The 19,407-nt window shown below is 71.0% G+C and carries 19 protein-coding genes; 3 read left to right on the top strand and 16 right to left on the bottom strand.

Translation table 11 applies throughout. The features are described from left to right. Positions 1-71 precede the first annotated feature (71 nt). From D3272_RS16780 to eno, 5 genes are all read right to left on the bottom strand, one after another. Entirely contained in the window at positions 72-1,532 is a 1,461-nt protein-coding gene (locus D3272_RS16780) for a pyruvate dehydrogenase complex dihydrolipoamide acetyltransferase (RefSeq protein ID WP_129220363.1), read from the bottom strand. 107 nt (positions 1,533-1,639) lie between these two features. Continuing rightward, a complete protein-coding gene (locus D3272_RS16775) occupies positions 1,640-3,112 on the bottom strand; it encodes a pyruvate dehydrogenase complex E1 component subunit beta (RefSeq protein WP_129220362.1) in 1,473 nt (490 codons plus the stop codon). Between the two features lie 27 nt (positions 3,113-3,139). Further along, positions 3,140-4,174: a pyruvate dehydrogenase (acetyl-transferring) E1 component subunit alpha gene (gene pdhA, locus D3272_RS16770; protein ID WP_129220361.1), complete on the bottom strand. Its 1,035-nt coding sequence runs from the start codon at positions 4,172-4,174 to the stop codon at positions 3,140-3,142. A gap of 213 nt (positions 4,175-4,387) precedes the next feature. Beyond that, positions 4,388-4,714 carry an FtsB family cell division protein gene (locus D3272_RS16765; protein ID WP_129220360.1) on the bottom strand — a complete coding sequence of 109 codons (327 nt, stop codon included), beginning with the start codon at positions 4,712-4,714 and terminating at the stop codon, positions 4,388-4,390. 100 nt (positions 4,715-4,814) lie between these two features. Continuing rightward, on the bottom strand, positions 4,815-6,101 hold the full coding sequence (gene eno / locus D3272_RS16760) for a phosphopyruvate hydratase (protein ID WP_129220359.1): 1,287 nt from the start codon (positions 6,099-6,101) through the stop codon (positions 4,815-4,817). Between the two features lie 184 nt (positions 6,102-6,285). Between eno and sseA the strand changes: the two genes are divergently transcribed. Then, a complete protein-coding gene (gene sseA / locus D3272_RS16755) occupies positions 6,286-7,137 on the top strand; it encodes a 3-mercaptopyruvate sulfurtransferase (RefSeq protein ID WP_129220358.1) in 852 nt (283 codons plus the stop codon). Positions 7,138-7,140: 3 nt separating this feature from the next. Here sseA and D3272_RS16750 read toward each other — a convergent pair whose 3' ends face one another. Genes D3272_RS16750 through yajC form a run of 5 tightly spaced genes read right to left on the bottom strand, consistent with a single transcriptional unit; the run spans position 7,141 to position 11,357 of the window. Then, entirely contained in the window at positions 7,141-7,974 is an 834-nt protein-coding gene (locus tag D3272_RS16750) for a phytoene/squalene synthase family protein (RefSeq protein ID WP_129220357.1), read from the bottom strand. Between the two features lie 19 nt (positions 7,975-7,993). Further along, entirely contained in the window at positions 7,994-8,383 is a 390-nt protein-coding gene (locus D3272_RS16745; RefSeq protein ID WP_129220356.1) for an Mth938-like domain-containing protein, read from the bottom strand. Beyond that, the gene (secF, locus tag D3272_RS16740) at positions 8,380-9,351 is read right to left on the bottom strand and encodes a protein translocase subunit SecF (RefSeq protein ID WP_129220355.1); all 972 of its coding nucleotides are present in this window, start codon (positions 9,349-9,351) and stop codon (positions 8,380-8,382) included. Before secF ends, D3272_RS16745 begins: the two co-directional genes overlap by 4 nt. Before the next feature lie 13 nt (positions 9,352-9,364). Further along, positions 9,365-10,954, bottom strand: a complete 1,590-nt coding sequence (secD, locus tag D3272_RS16735; protein WP_129220354.1) for a protein translocase subunit SecD — start codon at positions 10,952-10,954, stop codon at positions 9,365-9,367. 52 nt (positions 10,955-11,006) lie between these two features. Next, positions 11,007-11,357 (bottom strand): preprotein translocase subunit YajC, encoded by a 351-nt coding sequence (gene yajC, locus D3272_RS16730; RefSeq protein WP_129220353.1) that lies wholly within the window; start codon positions 11,355-11,357, stop codon positions 11,007-11,009. Positions 11,358-11,611: 254 nt separating this feature from the next. Here yajC and D3272_RS16725 point away from each other — a divergent pair, with 254 nt between their 5' ends. Both D3272_RS16725 and D3272_RS16720 read left to right on the top strand, forming a co-directional pair. Next, complete coding sequence (locus D3272_RS16725) at positions 11,612-12,493, top strand: ATP-binding protein (protein ID WP_245496624.1); 882 nt, start codon at positions 11,612-11,614, stop codon at positions 12,491-12,493. Positions 12,494-12,548: 55 nt separating this feature from the next. After that, positions 12,549-13,169, top strand: coding sequence for an acyloxyacyl hydrolase (locus tag D3272_RS16720; RefSeq protein WP_129220352.1), 621 nt, complete (start codon positions 12,549-12,551; stop codon positions 13,167-13,169). A 162-nt stretch (positions 13,170-13,331) separates the two neighbouring features. Here the strand turns inward: D3272_RS16720 and D3272_RS16715 are convergent, their stop codons facing one another. From D3272_RS16715 to tatB, 6 genes are all read right to left on the bottom strand, one after another. Next, on the bottom strand, positions 13,332-14,999 hold the full coding sequence (locus D3272_RS16715; RefSeq protein ID WP_245496623.1) for a LysM peptidoglycan-binding domain-containing M23 family metallopeptidase: 1,668 nt from the start codon (positions 14,997-14,999) through the stop codon (positions 13,332-13,334). 130 nt (positions 15,000-15,129) lie between these two features. Next, positions 15,130-15,783 (bottom strand): protein-L-isoaspartate O-methyltransferase family protein, encoded by a 654-nt coding sequence (locus D3272_RS16710; protein ID WP_129220351.1) that lies wholly within the window; start codon positions 15,781-15,783, stop codon positions 15,130-15,132. Positions 15,784-15,811: 28 nt separating this feature from the next. Then, a complete protein-coding gene (gene surE, locus D3272_RS16705; RefSeq protein WP_129220350.1) occupies positions 15,812-16,576 on the bottom strand; it encodes a 5'/3'-nucleotidase SurE in 765 nt (254 codons plus the stop codon). Between the two features lies 1 nt (position 16,577). After that, positions 16,578-17,876, bottom strand: coding sequence for a serine--tRNA ligase (serS, locus tag D3272_RS16700; protein ID WP_129220349.1), 1,299 nt, complete (start codon positions 17,874-17,876; stop codon positions 16,578-16,580). A 42-nt stretch (positions 17,877-17,918) separates the two neighbouring features. Then, positions 17,919-18,707 (bottom strand): twin-arginine translocase subunit TatC, encoded by a 789-nt coding sequence (tatC, locus tag D3272_RS16695; RefSeq protein ID WP_129220348.1) that lies wholly within the window; start codon positions 18,705-18,707, stop codon positions 17,919-17,921. Further along, positions 18,704-19,294: a Sec-independent protein translocase protein TatB gene (gene tatB / locus D3272_RS16690; RefSeq protein WP_129220347.1), complete on the bottom strand. Its 591-nt coding sequence runs from the start codon at positions 19,292-19,294 to the stop codon at positions 18,704-18,706. Before tatB ends, tatC begins: the two co-directional genes overlap by 4 nt. Positions 19,295-19,407 lie beyond the last annotated feature (113 nt).

Genomic DNA, 19,407 nt, shown 5'->3' with positions numbered 1-19,407 from the left:
CGTCGAAGAGATGGAGATGATCGGGGGCCGCTGGGAGACGGCCGGCGCGCGGCGCGCACCGGCCATGCGTCTCAGACCAGCATGCTCATCGGATGCTCGATGAAGTCCTTGAAGGCGCTCATCAGCTCGGCGCCGAGGGCGCCGTCGACGGCGCGGTGGTCGGTCGAGAGCGTCACCGTCATGACGGTGGCGACCTTCGGCTCGCCGCCCTTCACCACCACGCGCTTCTCGCCGGCACCCACCGCCAGGATGGTGGCGTGGGGCGGGTTGACGATGGCCTGGAAGTTCTTGACGCCGAACATGCCGAGGTTCGACACGGCGGTCGTGCCGCCCTCGTATTCCTGCGGCTTCAGCTTGCGCGTCCTGGCGCGGGCGGCCATGTCCTTCACCTCGCCCGAGATGGTCGACAGCGTCTTGGTCTCGGCGGCCCGCACGATGGGGGTGATGAGCCCGCCCGGGATCGACACGGCGACGCCGACGTCGGCGTGCTTGTGCTTCAGCATGGCGGCATCGGTCCAGCTGACGTTGGCCTCGGGCACGCGCTTCAGGGCGAGCGCCAGCGCCTTCATGATGAAGTCGTTGACCGAGAGCTTGAAGGCCGGCTTGCCGTCCTTGTCCTTCGGGGCCGAGCCGTTGACCTGCTCGCGCAGCGCCATCAGGGCGTCGAGCTCGCAATCGGCCGACAGGTAGAAATGCGGGATGGTCTGCTTGGCCTCGCTGAGGCGGCGCGCGATGGTCTTGCGCATGCCGTCATGCGGCACTTCCTCGAAGGAGCCGGCCGGGAACATCTTCCTGACCTGCTCGTCCGACGCGCCGGCGGGCTTCGGAGCGGCCGGGGTCGCGGGCGCCGCAGCCTGGGAGGCGGGCGCCTGAGATGCCGTCGCCTGGGGAGCGGCCGCCGGAGCGGATTTCGGCGGGTTGGCCACGGCGGCGCGGACGTCGCGCTCGACGATGCGGCCGTGCGGGCCCGAGCCCTTCAGCGACGCGATGTCGAGCCCGGCCTCCTTGGCGACGCGGCGCGCCAGCGGCGACGCGAAGACGCGGCCGGAGCTGGCGGCGGGCGTCGCGCCGGCGGCCGGCGCCGCGCCGGCGGCCGGCTTGGCGTCGACGGGCTTCAGCTCGGGCGCGCGCTCGTATTGGTGGCCCTCCGGCACCGTGAGCGTGCCGGCCGGGGCGGCCTGCGGCGGGGCCGAGCCGTTCGCGGCCGGAGTCGAGGCCGCCGCGGGCGCCTTGCCGGCGTCCTTGGCGGCATCCTGGGCACCGCCCGACGCCACCGCCGATACGTCCTCGCCGTCGGCCGCGATGACGCCGATCAACTCGTTGACGGGGACGTCCGCCGTCCCCTCGGGCACCACGATCCTGGCCAGCACGCCCTCGTCGACCGCCTCGACCTCCATGGTGGCCTTGTCGGTCTCGATCTCGGCGATGACGTCGCCGGACTTGATGGCGTCGCCCTCTTTCTTCAGCCACTTGGCGAGGTTGCCCTTCTCCATGGTGGGAGACAGGGCCGGCATCAGGATGTTGGTGGGCATGGAGGCCTCGGACGGAATGCCAAGCAGCCTGGCTGCTGCGAATCGAACGGAGCGGCAGGCCCGGAGGAGCCTGCCGAAGGCCCGGCGGAGGGCGCCGGGCTGGAACCTCACCGGTAGGTGACGGCCTTGACGGCCTCGATCACGTCGCCGACGTGGGGCAGAGCCAGCTTCTCGAGGTTGGCGGCATAGGGCATCGGCACGTCCTTGCCGGTGACCCGCACCACCGGGGCGTCGAGGTCGTCGAAGGCCAGTTCCATCAGCCGCGCCATGATCTCGGCGCCGACGCCCGACTGGGCCCAGCCCTCCTCCACGGTGACGCAGCGGTTGGTCTTCTTCACCGACGCCACCACGGTGGCGATGTCCATCGGCCGGATGGTGCGCAGGTCGATCACCTCGGCATCGATCCCCTCCTTGGCGAGTTCCTCGGCGGCCTTGAGCGCGTAGGTCATGCCGATGGACCAGGACACGATCGTCACGTCCTTGCCGGGGCGCGCCACCTTGGCCACCCCGATCGGCACGGTGAAGTCGTCGAGCTCCGGCACCTCGAAGCTTTGCCCGTAGAGAATCTCGTTCTCGAGGAACACCACCGGGTTCGGGTCGCGGATGGCGCTCTTGAGCAGGCCCTTGGCATCGGCCGCCGAGTAGGGCGCCACCACCTTGAGGCCGGGCACGGAGGAATACCAGGCCGTGTAGTCCTGGCTGTGCTGGGCGCCGACGCGCGCCGCGGCGCCGTTGGGGCCGCGGAACACGATGGGCGAGCCCATCTGCCCGCCCGACATGTAGAGCGTCTTGGCGGCGGAGTTGATGATGTGGTCGATCGCCTGCATGGCGAAGTTGAACGTCATGAACTCCACGATGGGCTTCAGGCCCGCCATGGAGGCGCCGACGCAGATGCCGGCGAAGCCGTGCTCGGTGATGGGCGTATCGATGACGCGCTTGGCGCCGAACTCCTGCAGCAGGCCCTGCGTGACCTTGTAGGCGCCCTGGTATTCGGCGACCTCCTCGCCCATGACGAAGACCTTGGGCTCGCGCCGCATCTCCTCCGCCATGGCGTCGCGCAGCGCTTCGCGCACCGTCATCGTCACCATCTTGGTGCCGGCCGGCACCTCGGGGGCCTGGGCCTGCGGGGCGCCCCCCGCCAGAGCGTGGTCGGCGGCATCGGTCGTGGGTCCGGGTCCTGGCTGGCCTGGGGCCTTGGGCTTGCCCTGGAGGTCGGGCGCGCCGGGCTTGGCGCCGTCCGGCGTCGCGCCAGCCCCGGACGCCCCGTCGGCTTTCGGCGCCTCATCGGCCTTGGGCGACCCACCCGCCTGGGCGGCCGGCGCGGCATCGGCCGCCTCGCCTTCCGCCACGATCACGCCGATCGGCGTGTTCACGGCGACATTGTCGGTGCCCTCCTCGACCAGGATGGCGCCGAGCGTGCCCTCGTCGACGGCTTCGACCTCCATGGTGGCCTTGTCGGTCTCGATCTCGGCCAGGATATCGCCGGACTTCACCTGGTCTCCGACCTTCTTGACCCATTTGCTCAGCTTGCCCTGCTCCATCGTGGGGGACAGGGCGGGCATCAATACGTTGGTGGCCATGTTTCTTCCCTAGGTCGCCGGCGTCGGTCAGAGCGTGATGTCGGTCCACAGCTCCGACGGATCGGGCTCCGGGTCGGATTGGGCGAAATCGGCCGCCTCGGTCACGATGGCGCGGATCTTGGCGTCCACGGCCTTGAGGTCCTCCTCGGTGAGGCCGTGTTCCTTGATGAGCCGCGTGCGGACCTGCTCGATGGCGTCCTGCTGGTCGCGCATCTTCTGCACTTCCTCGCGGGTGCGGTATTTCGCGGGATCCGACATGGAATGGCCGCGGTAGCGGTAGGTCTGCATCTCCAGGATGAAGGGGCCCTTGCCCGAGCGGCAATGCTCGGCCGCCCGCTGGCCGGCGTCGCGCACCGCCCGCACGTCCATGCCGTCGACCTGCTCGCCCGGGATGTTGAAGGAGATGCCGCGGCGCGAGAAGTCCGTCTGCGCCGAGGAGCGCGTCACCGACGTGCCCATGGCGTAGCGGTTGTTCTCGATGACGTAGATCACCGGGAGCTTCCACAGCTCCGCCATGTTGAAGCTCTCGTAGACCTGCCCCTGGTTGGCGGCCCCGTCGCCGAAATACGCCACCGACACGGAGCCGTCCTCCGCATATTGGCTGGCGAAGGCGAGGCCGGTGCCGAGCGCCACCTGGGCGCCGACGATGCCGTGGCCGCCGAAGAAGTTCTTCTCCTTGGAGAACATGTGCATGGAGCCGCCCTTCCCCTTGGAATAGCCGCCCCGCCGCCCGGTGAGTTCCGCCATCACCCCCTTGGGGTCCATGCCGCAGGCCAGCATGTGGCCATGGTCGCGGTAGCCCGTGATGACCTTGTCCTGGGGGGTCGTCGCCATCTTCATGCCGACCACGACGGCTTCCTGGCCGATGTAGAGGTGGCAGAACCCGCCGATCAGGCCCATCCCGTACATCTGGCCCGCCTTCTCCTCGAAGCGGCGGATCATCAGCATGTCGTGATAGCTGTCGACCTCCTCCTGCTTGGTGAAGGCGGCGAATTCGTTCCGCTGCCCGACGACGGCATGAACCTCGTCGTCGGTGCGGGACTGCTGTGCGGCTACGGCCATGAGCGCTCCTACATGCGACTGCGGCGCCACGATGGACGCCGATCACATTTCGAGCGGTAAACTAGCGGAGCCGACGGCCGAAAGCGAGGGGGTGGAGGCCCGTTCCACGGCCATTCAACCCGCTGTTTTGCATAGGCATTCTGCGTCTGCGACATGCTGCGCCGCACCAAATTCCTGTTGCGGTGCGGTCACATGCAGAAACGCCGGACGGGTTCAGCGTTTGCGGTTGGCGTCCGTGAAGATCACGAGGTCGCGCGGGTCGACGTAGCCGAGCTTCAGGCGGATCTCCTCGCTGGCGAGGTCGCGGTCGACGGTGTCGCTGCGCATCAGCGTCACCCGGTGCTGCCACCCCCACCGCTCGGTCTTGAGGCGGTCGAGGTCGGCCCGGAGGTCGGCGATCTGGACCTTGTACTCGTCCTTGGTCCGGAGACCGCGGTCGCCGTGGATCGCCGTCTGGATGAAGTAAGCCGACATCGCCCCCGACACGACGTAGAGGAGGAGCGGCGTGAGGATGGCGCGGAGACGGGTGCGGACGACCATGACGGCACCCTGCCCCGACGAGGTTGACGCCGGGTTAAGCTCGCGGGGGCGGGCGGCCTGGTCGGCCCGGTCGGGCCTCGGTCGTCCAGAGCCCGGCCGATCAGGCTTTGGCGAGGGCCTTGAGGGCGGCGCGGCCGGCATAGCGCGCCTGCGTGCCGAGATGCTCCTCGATGCGGATCAGCTGGTTGTACTTGGCCAACCGGTCCGACCGGGCCAGGGACCCGGTCTTGATCTGCCCGCAGTTCGTCGCGACCGCGAGGTCGGCGATGATGGCGTCCTCGGTCTCGCCGGAGCGGTGCGACATGACCGACGTGTAGCCCGCCGTCTTCGCCATCTCGACGGCTTCCAGCGTCTCGGTCAGGGTGCCGATCTGGTTGACCTTGACGAGCAGCGAATTGGCGACGCCGCGGCGGATGCCGTCGGCGAGCCGCTCGGTGTTGGTGACGAAGAGGTCGTCGCCGACGATCTGGCAGCGGTCTCCGATGAGGTCGGTCAGGGTCTTCCAGCCGGCCCAGTCGTCCTCCGCCATGCCGTCCTCGATGGAGGCGATCGGGTAGTCGGCGGCGAGCTTGGCGAGGTATTCGGCCTGCTGCTGCGAGGAGCGCACCACGCCCTCGCCCTCGTAATGGTAGCTGCCGTCCTTGAACCAGTCGGTCACGGCGCAGTCGAGCGCCAGCACCATGTCGGTGCCGGGCTTGAAGCCCGCCTGCCGCACCGCATCGAGGCAGAAGTCGAGCGCGGCCTCGGCCGAGGGGAGGTTGGGGGCGAAGCCGCCCTCGTCGCCGACGTTGGTGTTGTGGCCGGCCTTCTTCAGCGCGCCCTTCAGCACCTGGAACACCTCGGAGCCCCAGCGCACCGCCTCCTTCAGCGAGGCGGCCCCCACCGGCATGATCATGAACTCCTGGAAGTCGATGGGGTTGTCGGCATGGGCGCCACCGTTGAGGATGTTCATCATCGGCACCGGCAGGACGTGGGCACCGGCCCCGCCCACGTAGCGGTAGAGCGGCAGGCCCACCTCCTCGGCGGCGGCGCGGGCGGCGGCGAGCGACACGCCCAGGATGGCGTTGGCGCCGAGCTTGGCCTTGGTGGGCGTGCCGTCGAGCGCGATCATGGCGCGGTCGAGCTCGACCTGGTGCTCGACCGGGATCCCCTTCACGGCCTCGAAGATCGGCTTCATGTTGCCGATGGCGCGCGTCACGCCCTTGCCGCCGAAGCGGCTCTTGTCGCCGTCGCGCAGTTCCACCGCCTCGTAGGCGCCCGTCGAGGCGCCCGACGGCACGGCAGCGCGGCCCAGCACGCCGCTTTCGAGCCGCACGTCGACTTCCACGGTCGGGTTGCCGCGGCTGTCCAGGATCTCGCGGGCGACGATGTCGACGATGGCGGTCATAGGGGCCTCGGGGGCTGGCACATTCGGTGCCGTCGTTCTAGGCGAGCCGCAAAGGCTTGGAAAGCCCGCGCCCGCCGCCGGCGGGCCGGCGGGCCGGCCGGCCGGCCTGAACCTGCCGGGCCCCGGGGACGTTTCCGCCGGGCGGGGCGCCCGAGGGCGGCGCCCATCGGCCTGGAGCCTGCACATGACGGACGACATCGCCAAGCTGGTGAGCGCGGAGTGGCTGGCCGGAGAACTCGACAAGCCCGACCTCGTCGTGGTCGACGCCTCCTGGTACCTGCCCTCGGCGAACCGGGGCGGCCACGCGGAATACCTGGCCGGCCACATCCCCGGCGCGGTCTTCTTCGACCAGGACAGGATCGTCGATCCGGCGAGCGACCTGCCCCACACCCTGCCCTCGCCCGAACTCTTCGCCGCCGAGGCCGGCAAGCTCGGCATCGCGGCGGACAAGCGCATCGTCGTCTACGACGGTGCCGGCATCTCGGCGGCGCCGCGCGTGTGGTGGATGCTGGGCGTCTTCGGCGCCAAGGACGTCGCCGTGCTGGACGGCGGCTTCCCGGCCTGGATCGCCGGCGAGCGGCCGGTCGAGACGGGCGAGTCGAACCGGCTCGGCACGCATTTCGAGGCGCAGCCCCATCCCGAGGCGGTGGCCGATGCCGCCGCCGTGCAGCGGGCGCTCGAGGCCGGGAGCGCCCAGGTGGTCGACGCCCGCCCGGCGTCGCGCTTCAAGGGCCTGGTGGCGGAGCCGCGCCCCGGCCTGCGCTCCGGCCACATGCCGAAGGCGCTCAGCGTGCCGATGACGGATCTCGTGCAGGACGGCAGGTTCAAGCCGGACGACGCCCTGAGGACGGTCTTCACCGAGGCCGGCGTCGACCTCGCCCGCCCCGTCATCACCACCTGCGGCTCGGGCGTCACGGCGGCCGTCCTGGCCTTCGGGCTGACCCGGCTCGGCGTGCCGGAGGTGAGGCTCTACGACGGCTCCTGGTCGGAATGGGGCGGGCGGGCCGACCTGCCGGTCGAGACCGACGCGGCCTGACCGTCACAGCGCGCCGCCGCTCCGGGCGGCGCGCCACAGCCGCCACTGACGCCGCCAGGCCGCCACCTCCGGCAAAGGCGCGAGCGGGTCCGCGGCGCGCTCCGAGGCGGCGAGGCGCGGCGCCACCGTCGCGGCGCACAGGAAGGCCGCGCCCGCCTCGCCGAAGCTGCCGCGGCGGCCCCGCAGGGCGGCGAGCCGCGCCCGCGCCTCGGCCCTGAGATCGGCGAGCACGGCCCGCAGGGCCGGCGTGGCCTGGCCGGCCTGCGCGTCGGCCCGCCGCGCGCCATGGCGGACGAGCAGCGCTTCGGGCAGGAGGACGGCCTGCTCGCCGACGGCGCCGAGGAGTTCGGCCAGCCCCAGCGCCGTGCCGGCATCGTCGGCGGCGGGGTCGAGCCCCGGGCCGCCGCCCAGCACGCGGGCGGCGAGGCGCATCGGCGTGCCGTGGGTCGCCGCCAGCCGGCGCGCGAGCGCGGGCAGGTCGGCCGGCGATTCGTCGTAGAGGCCAATGCGGAAGGCGTCGATCATGTCGCCGACGGGTGCGGCGGGCAGCGCGGCCCGCGCCATCGTGTCGACCAGCGCCGCCGCCACCGGATGGGCGGCGGCCTCGCCGGCGCGGGTCCCGTCCACCACCTCCTGCCACCATTGCAGGCGGATCTCGCCCGCCACCGCCTGGTGGACGCGCTGGCGCACGTGGCGGAGTTCGAGCGCGAAGGCCGACAGCGCGTGGAGGTGCGGCCGCGAAGCCGCGGGCGCCAGCAGCGCGGCCAGCCAGGCGTCCCGGTCCTCCGCGCGCAGCAGCGCCTCGCAGGCCGCGTAGGCGGGGGCGAGGTCCGTCACGGCACCACCGCCCGCGCCCTCACCCGACCGCGATCAGCGCCACGGCGACGCGGCGGCGTTCGCCGAGCAGGATGTTGTAGGTGCGGGCCGCCGCGCCCGTCGCCATCGGGTCGGACACGATGCCGGCGGCCTTGAGCGCCGCCCTCAGCGGCGCCGGCAGCGGCACGAGATCGGGGCCGGTGCCGACCAGCAGGAGTTCGACCGTACCCTTGGCGGCCGCGAAGACCGGGGCCAGCGACTCCGCCGTGATCTCGGAGGGCCGCGTCGCCGACCAGATGTGCACGCCCTCCGGCACCATCAGGAGGGAGCCGCGATGCGACATGTGGCCGAAGTTGAAGCCGCCCGCGCCGTAGCCGTCGATCGTATATTGCCCGGCCACGTAGCCCGAGCCGAACGAGGGCTCGCTCATCCGGCCGCGACCTTCGGCGAGGGATTGCGGCCGCCTCCGGCGCCCGGCGTGCCGGCCTGGCTCTCGCTCTTCTGCTCGTTGCGTACCCCGAGGTAGATGAGGATCGGCGAGCAGATGAAGATGGACGAGTAGGTGCCGACGAAGATGCCCCACATCATCGCGAGCGAGAAGCTCTTGATCACCTCGCCGCCGAACAGCACCAGCGCCAGCAGCGCCAGGAACACCGTCGTGGCGGTCATGATGGTGCGGGGCAGGACGGCGTTGATCGACATGTCGATCATCTCGGCGGTCGACAGGCGCTTGTACTTGCGCATCACCTCGCGGATGCGGTCCAGCACGATGACGGCCTCGTTGAGCGAATAGCCCACGATGGTCAGGATGGCGGCGATCGAGGTCGTGTTGAACTCGAGGTGGGTGACGGAGAAGAAGCCCACGGTGAGCAGCAGGTCGTGCATCGTGGCGATCACGGCGCCGACGGCGAACTGCCATTCGAAGCGGAACCACAGGTACATCAGCACGGCGAAGATCGACACGACGACGCCGATCGTGCCGGACTGGACGAGTTCGCCCGACACGCGCGGGCCCACGACCTCGACGCGGCGGAACTCGTAGCGGTCGGCGAGGGCCGACTGGATCTTCTTGACGGCGCCCTCCTGGGCGGCGTCGCCGCCGGGCTGCACGCCGAAGCGCAGCGTGGCGTCGGTCCGGTTGCCGAAGCCCTGCACCTCGATGTGGCCGAGGCCGGTCTGCTCGCCAAGGGCGCGGAGCTGGGCCAGGTCGGCGTCGCCCGTCTTGGCGCGGACCTCCATGAGGGTGCCGCCGGCGAAGTCGATGCCGAAGTTCATGCCCACGAGCAGGAACATCAGCACCGACACGATCGAGAGCACGGCCGAGAAGGGGTAGCTCCAGCGCCGGAAGCGCATGAAGCCGAACTTGGTGTTTTCCGGAGCGAGGCGGAGGAGGGGCATGGGGGACGTCTCCTCAGATCGGCAGGCGCTGGGGCCGCTTGGCGCGGTACCAGAGGGCGATCATCATCCGCGTCATGGTGACGGCCGTGACGATGGAGGTCAGGATGCCGAGGCCCAGCGACACCGCGAAGCCGCGCACCGGCCCCGAGCCGAATAGGTAGAGGATGAGGGCCGCCACGAACAGGGTCACGTTGGAGTCGACGATGGTGGCGAAGGCGCGCTTGAAGCCCGAATCCAGCGACGCGATGACGGAACGGCCGGCGTGGTTCTCCTCGCGGATGCGCTCGTAGATCAGCACGTTGGCGTCCACCGCCATGCCGATGGTGAGCACGATGCCGGCGATGCCGGGCAGCGTCAGCGTGGCGCCCAGCAACACCATGGCGGCGAAGATCAGCATGATGTGCACGGCGAGCGCGATGTCGGCGAAGACGCCGAACACCCCGTAGGTCACCAGCATGTAGGTGACGACCAGCACGCCCGCCACCAGCGAGGCCCGCTCCCCGGCGTCGATCGAATCCTGGCCGAGGCCGGGTCCCACGGTGCGCTCCTCCACCACGGTGAGCTTGGCGGGCAGCGCACCGGCCCGGAGCAGAACGGCGAGGTCGTTGGCCTGGGCGACGGTGAAGTTGCCCGAGATCTGGCCCGAGCCACCCGTGATCGGCCCGAGGATGCGCGGGTCCGACACGATCTGGTTGTCGAGCACGATGGCGAAGGGCTTGCCGACGTTCTGCGCCGTCACCTCGCCGAACTGCTGGCCGCCGCGCAGGTTGAAGCGGAAGTTGACCACCGGCTCGTTGGTGCGCTGGTCGAAGCCCGGCTGGGCGTCGGTGAGGTCCTCGCCCTGCACCATGACGCGCTTCTCCACGGCCTCGGTGCCGGGGCGGCTGTTCTTGTAGAAGGGCAGCTGCTCGACGTCGGCGGGGCTGGCGCCGGGGTCGGCGACGAGGCGGAACTCCAACTTGGCGGTGGTGCCGAGCAGGTCCTTCAGGTGCTGCGTGTCCTGCAGGCCCGGCACTTCGACGAGGATGCGGTCGTTGCCCTCGCGCTGGATGGTCGGCTCGCGCGTGCCGGAGGCGTCGATGCGGCGGCGCAGCACCTCGATCGACTGGTCGACGGCGCGGTGGATCTTGTTGGCGATGCCGGCGTCGGTGAGCTGCATCTGCACGAGCCCGTCGTCGGTTTCCGTGACGGAATAGTCCTGCACGGCGCCGGTGAGGGCCGCGCCGAGCGACTGCGACGTGTTGCGCAGCGCCGTGACGATCTTGGCGCGGTCGGCCGCGTCGGGCACGCGGAACTGCACGCCGCGGTTCTGCACGCCGATGCCGCCCGTCAGCCGCACGTTGTTCTCGCGCAGCAGGCGCCGGGCATCGTCGCGCAGGTTGTCGACCTGCTGCTTGGTGAGCGAAGGGGAGTCGACCTCCAGCAGCAGGTGGGCGCCGCCCTGGAGGTCGAGGCCGAGCACGATCGTCTTGGCCGAAACCGGCAGCACGCGGTCGAGCGCCGCGCGCGCATCCGGCGACAGCAGGCTCGGCAGCACGATGAGGGCCGCGACCAGCGTGCCGAGGAGGATCGTGACGACTTTCCAGGTCGCGAAACGCATCATGGCTGTTGTTCTTCGCTGTTGAGGCGGGGCGCCGGTCCCGGCGCCCCAGGGGTCAGACCTTGGCGGCCGGCACAGCGTCCTTCACGGGCTCGCCCTTGGCGCGCACTTCCGTGATCATGGCGCGCGACAGGCGCACCCGGACGTTGGCGGCGATCTCCACCTCGACTTCGGTGGCGTCCGTCGCCTTGGTCACCTTGCCGATGAGGCCGCCGGCCGTCACCACCGTGTCGCCGCGCCGCACGGCGCCGATCATCTCCTGGTGAAGCTTCTGCTTCTTCTGCTGCGGGCGCAGCAGCAGGAAGTACATGATGACCAGGATGGCGGCGAAGGGCGCCACCTGCATGAGGATGTCGGTGCCGCCGCCGAAGGCGCCGGCGGTCTGGGCAAAAGCAGGGGTGAACACGCGGGATCTCCGGGGCCGACGCCCGGCTTTCCCCGGGTTTGGCGGCTGGGCTGCCTCTTAGCCCTCCCGGTGGGGCGAAGCAATGGCGGGCGGCCTGCGACACCGACGGTGGTGGCGGGGCGTTCTGCACCCGAAGGCGGAGCCGGCCGCCCGTCGCCGCGGCGGCGGGGCCTGCCGGGCCCCACCTTGACAGCGCGGCGGGCCGGCCAGCACAAGCCCGCCACCCTCCCCCATTCCCGCACGGAGCGCGCCCCTTGGCTTCCATCCCGTCCGACGCCGCGACCCTGGCGACCCTGGAGCGCATCGCCCTGGCGCTGGAGCGCCTCGCCCCGACCGCCCCGCCCCGCCCCGATCTCGACGGCGCCGACGCCTTCGTGTGGTCGTCGGCCGGCACCCTCACCCCGGTGCCGCAGGTGAACCGCGTCGACATCGCGCTGCTGCGCGGCATCGACCGCGTGCGCGACCAGTTGCTCGACAACACCCGGCGCTTCGCCCGCGGGCTGCCGGCCAACAACGCCCTGCTATGGGGGGCGCGCGGCATGGGCAAGTCGTCGCTGGTGAAGGCGGCCCAGGCCGCCGTCAACGCCGAGCTGCCGGCCGGGGCGCCGCGCCTCAAGCTCGTCGAGATCCACCGCGAGGACATCGACGGGCTGCCGGCGCTGATGTCGCTTCTGCGCAACAGCCCTCACCCATTCGTGCTGTTCTGCGACGACCTGTCGTTCGATTCCGACGACACGACCTACAAGTCGCTGAAGGCCGTCCTGGAGGGCGGCATCGAGGGCCGGCCCGCCAACGTGCTGTTCTACGCCACCTCGAACCGCCGGCACCTGATGCCGCGGGACATGATGGACAACGAGCGCGCTACCGCCATCAACCCGGGCGAAGCCATTGAGGAAAAAGTGTCTTTGTCCGACCGCTTCGGCCTGTGGCTCGGCTTCCACAAGTGTTCGCAGGACGAATACCTCGACATGGTGGCGGGCTATGCCGACCATTTCGGCCTCGGCCTGACGCGACAGGCGCTGACCCCTGAGGCGCTCGAATGGTCCACGACGCGGGCGTCGCGTTCGGGCCGCACCGCCTGGCAGTTCATCCAGGACCTCGCGGGTCGCCTGGACAGGAAGCTGTCTCAAACCTAAGGTTCGCGTCGCCACGGTTCGACCGGATTTCGGCCATGCGGAGCACGATTCACCCATGATGTTGAACCGTTTCGGGCGGGCGCTGGCCGCGGGCCTCCTGGCCTGCGGCTCTGCCTCGCCGCTTCTCGCGGCCGACCTGCCGGCCCGCACGGCGCCGCTCCCCACCTTCGTGGCACCGTCGCTCGTGCCGGCGAGCCCCTACGGCATCCTGTCGGAAGTGCGGTTCGGCGTCCTGGCGCACGGCGTCGACGAGCACGAGTTCGGCACCGTCGACGTCAACGGCGAGATCCTCACCGTCAAGCCCACCCACCTCCAGGGCGCCTGGGACTACCTCGTCCCCCGCTTCCACCTCGGCGGCAACCTCAACACCTCCGGCCGCACCAGCGACGTCTACGGCGGCGTCACCTGGCAGTTCCCGGTCTACGGCCGGTTCTTCGGCGAACTCGGCTTCGGCGGCGACCTCAACGACGGCAACACGTCCAAGGTCTTCCCCAAGGGCAACACCGACATCCGCGTCGGCTGCGTGGCCAATTTCCGCGAATCCGCCTCGCTCGGCTACCACCTCGACGACCATTGGAACGTGATGGCCTTCGCCGAACACGCCTCAAACGCCGGCCTCTGCGCCCACAACGAGGGCATCACGGCCATCGGCGGCCGCGTCGGCTACGTGTTCTGAACCCTTCGGGCCCCGGGCCCGGCGTCGTCCGTCCTGACATGTCGAAAGGCGGCGGGCCTGTCATTGGACCCGCCGCCTCCGATCGCACGCCCAACAGTGTCTCGCGGCTGGGCGGCTTGGCTGGCCCCGGCCTGACGGCGGGGCCGTATCTCGCGGCGCCGGTCAGGTTCCGGCGAGGAAGCCCGTCGGGTCGATCGGCGTCGAACCCTTGCGGACCTCGAAGTGCAGCTGCGGCGACGACACGTTGCCGCTCTGACCCGACTTGGCGATCATCTGGCCGCGCTTGACGGTTTCGCCGCGCTTGACGTCGATCTCGCCGTTGTTGGCATAGGCCGTCACGTAGCCGTTGGGGTGACGGATGAGCACGAGGTTGCCGTAGCCCTTGAGCTCGCTGCCCGCATAGGCCACGACGCCGCCCTCCGCGGCCTTCACGGCCGTGCCCTCCGGCACCGCGATGTTGATGCCGTCGTTGCCGCCGGTGCCGCCCTTGAAGCCCTGGATGATGCGGCCGTGGGCGGGCCAGCGGAACTCGGGACCGGTGGATTCGGCGCTCGCCACCGGGGTGGCGGCGGCCGCTGCCGGCGTCGCGGCGGGCGGGACGCTGGCCGTGGTGGTGGTGTCGACGACCTTCTTCTCCACGGCCGCGACCTGCTCGGGCTTGGCGGGGACGGGCGCGGCCTTGGCCGGCGTCGCCGCCGCGAGCTTGGCGGCCTTGGCGGCGGCCGCGGCGGATTTCTGCGCCTCGGCCTTGGCCTTGGCGGCCTCGTGGTCGGCGGCGAGCTTCTGGGCCGCCGCCTGCTTCTCGGCGAGCGCCGCCTTCTGGGCTTCGGCGCGGGACGCCGCGTCCTTGCCGGCGGCCTTGTGCGCCGTCTCGGCCTTGGCGAGCTTGGCCTTCTCGGCCTCGGCCACCTTCTCGGCCGCGGCGGCCTTGCGGATCGCCGCGACCCTGTCCATCTCGGCCGCCTTCTCGGCCGCCGAAGCCTTCTGGGCCGCCGCGATCCTTTCGGCCGACGCCTTCTCGGCCGCGGCAGCCTTTTCGGCCGAAGCCTTCTCGGCCGCGGCCCTGTCGGCGGCGCGCTGGGTCGCCACGATGCGCTGCGCCTCGGCGTTGCGCTCCGCCAGGGTTTGGGGCTTGTCCGCCACCCTGAAGGGGAGGCTCGGCGCCCTGTGGGCGGGCTCGGCCGGCTCGGCGCGGGCCACCTCGGGCTTGGCCGCATGGGCCGGCGCGGCCCTCACGGGTTCGTCGGGCTCGATCGGCTCGGAGCGGACGGGGGCCGCCTGCGCGACCCGCGCCGATCCCGGCCCGGTCGCGACGGCATTGTAGATCGGCACCACGATCGTGCCGCCCGGCTGCACATCGGCGGCCGCGTGGAGACCGTTCACCTGCAGCAGCACGTTCAGCGGCACGCCATAGCGCTCGGCGAGCTTGGCGGCGGTGTCGCCCTGTCCGACCTGGACGGAAGCGCCGCCCTGGCCGGTCCATCCGCCGAAGGAGGCGCCGGGCACGGCATGGGCCGGCCCGATGGATCCCGTGGTCTCGTGCGACACGGCGAGGGGGGCGGCGCGGACCGGGGCCGCGCTGGCCAGCTGGCCGTTGCGGGGCGGCAGCGCCGAAGCCGTCACGGGCGGGGTGCGCCCGGTACCGACGTTCGACGTGGTGTGGGCCACCTTCTTGGGCTTCTGCACCGAACCGGTGGCGAAGGGGTTGCCGAAGGCGTCGCCGAAGCGGCTCGAATCGGCGGAACAGCCGCTCATGAGTGCCGCCACGGCCGTCATGGCGCAGATCTGAATGGCGATCCGGCAGTGCCCGGGCGTCAACAGCTTACTCATCAGCGGACCATCCACTCAACGCGGGCTCAATAGAAGCCATGTAGAGCCATGCCGGTTAAGGGACGGTTTAAGATGAATCGCGCTGCCCAGATTTCGCCCGGAACCTAAACCCACGGCTTCGCCCCGGCCGTCACAGCCCCAGGGACGGCCCGTCGTAGAGGGGGCGGAGGCGGCAGGGACCGAGGGGCCCGAAGGACCAGTCGCCCTCGCCATCCCGCCGCGCCGCGACGAGCTCCTGGCGGGCGCCGGGGCCGGCCGCGCGCCCGAACACGACCGTGCCGCCGGGCGCCAGCAGGTCGGCCACTTCGGCCGGCACGTCGCCGAGCGCCGCGTGAATCAGGATGCGGTCGAAGGGGCCGCGGTCGGCCGGCACCGCCAGCCCGTCGCCCCACACCACCGTGGCGCCGACCGTGCCGAGCCCGGCGAGCCGGGCCTGGGCGCCCTGGGACAGGGTGCGGAACCGCTCGACGCCCAGCACCTCGGCGCCGAGCCGGGCCAGGATGGCGGTGGCATAGCCCGAGCCGGAGCCGATCTCGAGGATGCGGCAGGCGGGCGTCGCCGCCAGGCCCTCCATCATGCGGGCCACCGCGCTGGGTTCCGCCATGGTCTGGCCGCAGGCCAGCGGCAGCGCCACGTCCTTGGCGGCGAGGTCGGCGTAGCGGTGGGGCACGAAGACGTGGCGCGGCACGGCCTCCATGGCGCGCAGCACCGCGAGGTCCCGGATGCCCCTGGCGCGCAGCCGGAACAGGAACTCCGCCTTGGCTTCGAGGCTGCCCGTGCTCATGCGACCCGCCGCGGCCCCGGGCTGCGCCTCAGCCGAAGGCCTTGACGTAGCGCGCGTGGGTGTCGCGGTCGGTGAGGTCGAGGCGCAGCGGCGTCACCGAGATCCTGCGGTGGCGCAGCGCTTCGAGGTCCGAACCCTCGACCGGCGTGAACGTCCCCCGGGCGAAGCCGATCCAGTAATAGGGATTGCCGCGCCCGTCCTCGCGCGCGTGGACCTGCATCAGCGCCGTGTCGCGCAGGCCCTGGGTCGTCACCTCGAGGCCCGCCACCGCCTCGGCCGGGCAGTTCGGGAAGTTGACGTTGACCAAGGTGCCGGACGGGATGCCGACGTCGAGGATGCGGCGGACCGTTTCGGCCGCATGGGCTTCCCCGCAATCCCAGTGCGGGTTCTGGCGGCCGGTGTCCGGGCCGTAGGCCTGGCTGAGCGCGATCGACGGCACGCCGAGCAGCGTGCCCTCCATGGCGGCCGCGATCGTCCCCGAATAGGTGACGTCCTCGGCGACGTTCTGGCCCCGGTTGATGCCCGACAGGATCAGGTCGGGGCGCCGGCCCTCGAGGATGGTGTTGACCGCCATGATGACGCAATCGGTGGGCGTGCCCTTGATGGCGTAGCGGCCCTCGGAGACTTCGCGCAGGCGCAGCGGGTCGTTGAGCGACAGCGAATGGGCGACGCCGGACTGGTCGGTCTCGGGCGCCACCACCACGACGTCGTCGCTCAACTGGCGGGCGACGCGCTCCAGCACGGCGAGGCCCGGCGCGTGGATGCCGTCGTCGTTGGTGATGAGGATGCGCATCTCAGCCCCTGCCCTTCGCCGGCACGATGCGATCGAGCCCGCCCATGTAGGGGCGCAACACTTCGGGGATCGCCACGGTGCCGTCCGTCTGCTGATAATTCTCCAGCACCGCCACCAGCGCCCGGCCCACCGCCACGCCCGAGCCGTTCAGCGTGTGGACGAAGCGCGGGCCCTTGGCGCCGGCCGGCCGGTAGCGCGCCTCCATGCGGCGGGCCTGGAAGTCGCCGCACACCGAGCAGGAGGAGATCTCGCGGAACGTGTTCTGGCCGGGCAGCCAGACTTCGAGGTCGAAGGTGCGGCGCGACGCGAAGCCCATGTCGCCCGTGCAGAGCAGCATGCGGCGGTAGTGCAGCCCCAGCCCCTCCAGCACGTCCTCGGCGGCGCGCGTCATGCGCTCGTGCTCGGCATCGGAGGTTTCGGGCGTCGTGATCGACACCATCTCGACCTTGGCGAACTGGTGCTGACGGATCATGCCGCGGGTGTCGCGCCCGGCCGAGCCCGCCTCCTTGCGGAAGCTGTGGGTCAGCGCCGTGAAGCGCAGCGGCAGTTCCGCCTCGTCGATCACCCGCTCGCGCGCGAGGTTGGTCAGCGGCACTTCGGCCGTCGGGATCAGCCAATGGTCCTCGCCGGCCCGGAACTGGTCGTCGCGGAACTTCGGAAGCTGCGCGGTGCCCACCATGGCGGCGTCGCGCACCAGCACGGGCGGGTCGACCTCCTCGAAGCCATGCCGGTCGACGTGCATGTCGATCATGTACTGGCCGAGCGCGCGGTGCAGCCGCGCCAGGGCACCGCGCAGCACGACGAAGCGGGCGCCCGACATCTTGGCGGCGCTCTCGAAATCCATGAGGCCCAGGGCTTCGCCGATGGCGTCGTGCTCCCGCGGCGCGAAGCCGTCGGGGAAGCCCGGCTTCTGGCCGGCGCGGTGGATCTCGACGTTGTCGTGCTCGTCGGCCCCGGCCGGGACGTCGGCGTGGGGCAGGTTGGGGATCTCGATCAGGGCCGCGTCGAGCGCCGCGCTCGCGTCGCGTTCCTCGGCCTCCAGCGCCGGCGTCTCCGCCTTGAGCCCGGCGACCTCCGCCTTGAGGCGCTCGGCCGTCTCGGCGTCCTTGCGGCCCATGGCCTGGCCGATCTCCTTCGCGGCGGCGTTGCGCCGCTCCTGCACGACCTGCAGGCGCAGGATGGCGGCCTTGCGCCGGTCGTCGAGCGACAGCAGCGCGGCGCTCAGCGGCTCCAGCCCGCGCGACCGGCGGCCGGCGTCGAAGGCATCGGGGTTGTCGCGGATCCACTTGATGTCGAACATGATCGGCCCAGCCTTGAGCGACGCGGCCGCGTCGCCCCGGCGTCAGATCGCGGGGTCGGCGCTCGCGCGGGCGCGCCGCTTCTCCATCGTCCGTACCGTGACGATCGCGCCTTCGTAGAGAAGCAGCATGGGCAGCGCAAGCGAGCCCATGGAGATGACGTCGGGCGGGGTGAGGATGGCGGCCGCCACCACCACCACCACGATGGCGTAGCGGCGCTTCTCGCGCAGGAAGGTCGAATCGATGATGCCGACCTGACCGAGCAGCGTCAGGACGACGGGTAGCTGGAACGCCACGCCGAAGGCGAAGATCAGCGTGGTGATGAGCGACAGGTATTCGCTGACCTTGGGCAGCAGCTCGATGGCGGCCTGCCCGGGCTCGGGCGTCTGCAGCTGGTGCACCGAGAACTGGATCAACAGCGGCATCACGACGAAGTAGACGAGCAGGCCGCCCATCAGGAAGAACACCGGCGTCGCCACGAGGTAGGGCAGGAAGGCCTTGCGCTCCGTCTTGTAGAGGCCCGGCGCCACGAACATGTAGATCTGCGTGGCGATGACCGGGAAGGCGATGAAGGCCGCGCCGAACATCGACAGTTTGAGGTTGGTGTAGAACTGCTCGAGGAAGTGGGTGGCGATCAGCGTCGCCTTCTCGTAGCCCACGATGCGCACGTAGGGCTCGACCAGGATGTTGTAGATGCCGTGGGAGAAGTAGAAACAGAACAGGAAAGCGACCAGGAACGCCGCCAGCGACTTGATGAGGCGCGACCTGAGCTCGATCAGGTGCTCGATGAGCGGCGCCTTCGAGGCTTCGATGTCGTCGACGTGCTGGTTCATGGACGGGGGTCGCGCCGCGGGGGGAGGAAGGGACGGCCGCGCCCGGCCGCCGCCGCGGGGGCGCCCAGCCGGTCGCCCGGCGCGCGGCGCTTCGGCACCAGGATGCGGCGGCGGCGCCCGGCCTCGCCGTCGGCCTCGACTGCATCCACCGCGCCCGCGAAGGTGGCCGGGGTGACATGGGCGGGTTCGGCGGCTTCGAGCATGACGGGCCCGGCGGCCGGCGCGATGGACGGCACCGTCTCGGCCGCTGCCGGCATGGCGACCGGCGCCGAGGCCGTGCCGCCTTCGAGCGCCGTCGTGGCGCTGCCGACGGCCTTGGTGATCTCGGCCCGGACGTCGGCGAGGGGGTTGAAGTTCACGTCGAGCGACGCCGTATCCTTCAGCTTGGTGACCTCGTTCTTGAGGTCCTGAAGGTCGGCCTCCTTCATGGCCTCCATGAACTGGCCCTGGAACTCACCGGCCATGCGGCGGACCCGGGTGACCATCTGGCCGACCTGCCGGAGCACGCGCGGGAGGTCCTTGGGGCCGATCACGATCAGCGCCACCACGCCGATGATCAGCAGCTTGCTCGCGTCGAAATCGAACATGGGTCCGGGGTCTTGGGCACAAGGCCGAATGGGGCAAAGGGCCGAATGGAGCGAAGGGCCGAACGTCAGGGAGAAGGGCCGGATCCCGGCACGTGCCACGCAGGACCCGCCCA

This window comes from Lichenibacterium ramalinae (genome assembly GCF_004137085.1).
GTDB lineage: Bacteria > Pseudomonadota > Alphaproteobacteria > Rhizobiales > Beijerinckiaceae > Lichenihabitans > Lichenihabitans ramalinae.
The sequence above is the reverse complement of the archived record's forward strand: the minus strand, read 5'-3'. Positions and strand labels throughout refer to the sequence as shown.

Excerpts from the sequence above, each read along its gene's own strand:
- D3272_RS16715 (WP_245496623.1), bottom strand. The coding sequence starts at position 14,999 with ATGAGTAAGCTGTTGACGCCCGGGCACTGCCGGATCGCCATTCAGATC.
- secF (WP_129220355.1), bottom strand. The coding sequence starts at position 9,351 with ATGCCCCTCCTCCGCCTCGCTCCGGAAAACACCAAGTTCGGCTTCATG.
- tatC (WP_129220348.1), bottom strand. The coding sequence starts at position 18,707 with ATGAACCAGCACGTCGACGACATCGAAGCCTCGAAGGCGCCGCTCATC.
- serS (WP_129220349.1), bottom strand. The coding sequence starts at position 17,876 with ATGTTCGACATCAAGTGGATCCGCGACAACCCCGATGCCTTCGACGCC.
- surE (WP_129220350.1), bottom strand. The coding sequence starts at position 16,576 with ATGCGCATCCTCATCACCAACGACGACGGCATCCACGCGCCGGGCCTC.
- pdhA (WP_129220361.1), bottom strand. The coding sequence starts at position 4,174 with ATGGCCGTAGCCGCACAGCAGTCCCGCACCGACGACGAGGTTCATGCC.
- D3272_RS16710 (WP_129220351.1), bottom strand. The coding sequence starts at position 15,783 with ATGAGCACGGGCAGCCTCGAAGCCAAGGCGGAGTTCCTGTTCCGGCTG.
- sseA (WP_129220358.1), top strand. The coding sequence starts at position 6,286 with ATGACGGACGACATCGCCAAGCTGGTGAGCGCGGAGTGGCTGGCCGGA.
- secD (WP_129220354.1), bottom strand. The coding sequence starts at position 10,954 with ATGATGCGTTTCGCGACCTGGAAAGTCGTCACGATCCTCCTCGGCACG.
- D3272_RS16765 (WP_129220360.1), bottom strand. The coding sequence starts at position 4,714 with ATGGTCGTCCGCACCCGTCTCCGCGCCATCCTCACGCCGCTCCTCCTC.
- eno (WP_129220359.1), bottom strand. The coding sequence starts at position 6,101 with ATGACCGCCATCGTCGACATCGTCGCCCGCGAGATCCTGGACAGCCGC.
- D3272_RS16775 (WP_129220362.1), bottom strand. The coding sequence starts at position 3,112 with ATGGCCACCAACGTATTGATGCCCGCCCTGTCCCCCACGATGGAGCAG.
- D3272_RS16745 (WP_129220356.1), bottom strand. The coding sequence starts at position 8,383 with ATGAGCGAGCCCTCGTTCGGCTCGGGCTACGTGGCCGGGCAATATACG.
- D3272_RS16720 (WP_129220352.1), top strand. The coding sequence starts at position 12,549 with ATGATGTTGAACCGTTTCGGGCGGGCGCTGGCCGCGGGCCTCCTGGCC.
- D3272_RS16780 (WP_129220363.1), bottom strand. The coding sequence starts at position 1,532 with ATGCCCACCAACATCCTGATGCCGGCCCTGTCTCCCACCATGGAGAAG.
- tatB (WP_129220347.1), bottom strand. The coding sequence starts at position 19,294 with ATGTTCGATTTCGACGCGAGCAAGCTGCTGATCATCGGCGTGGTGGCG.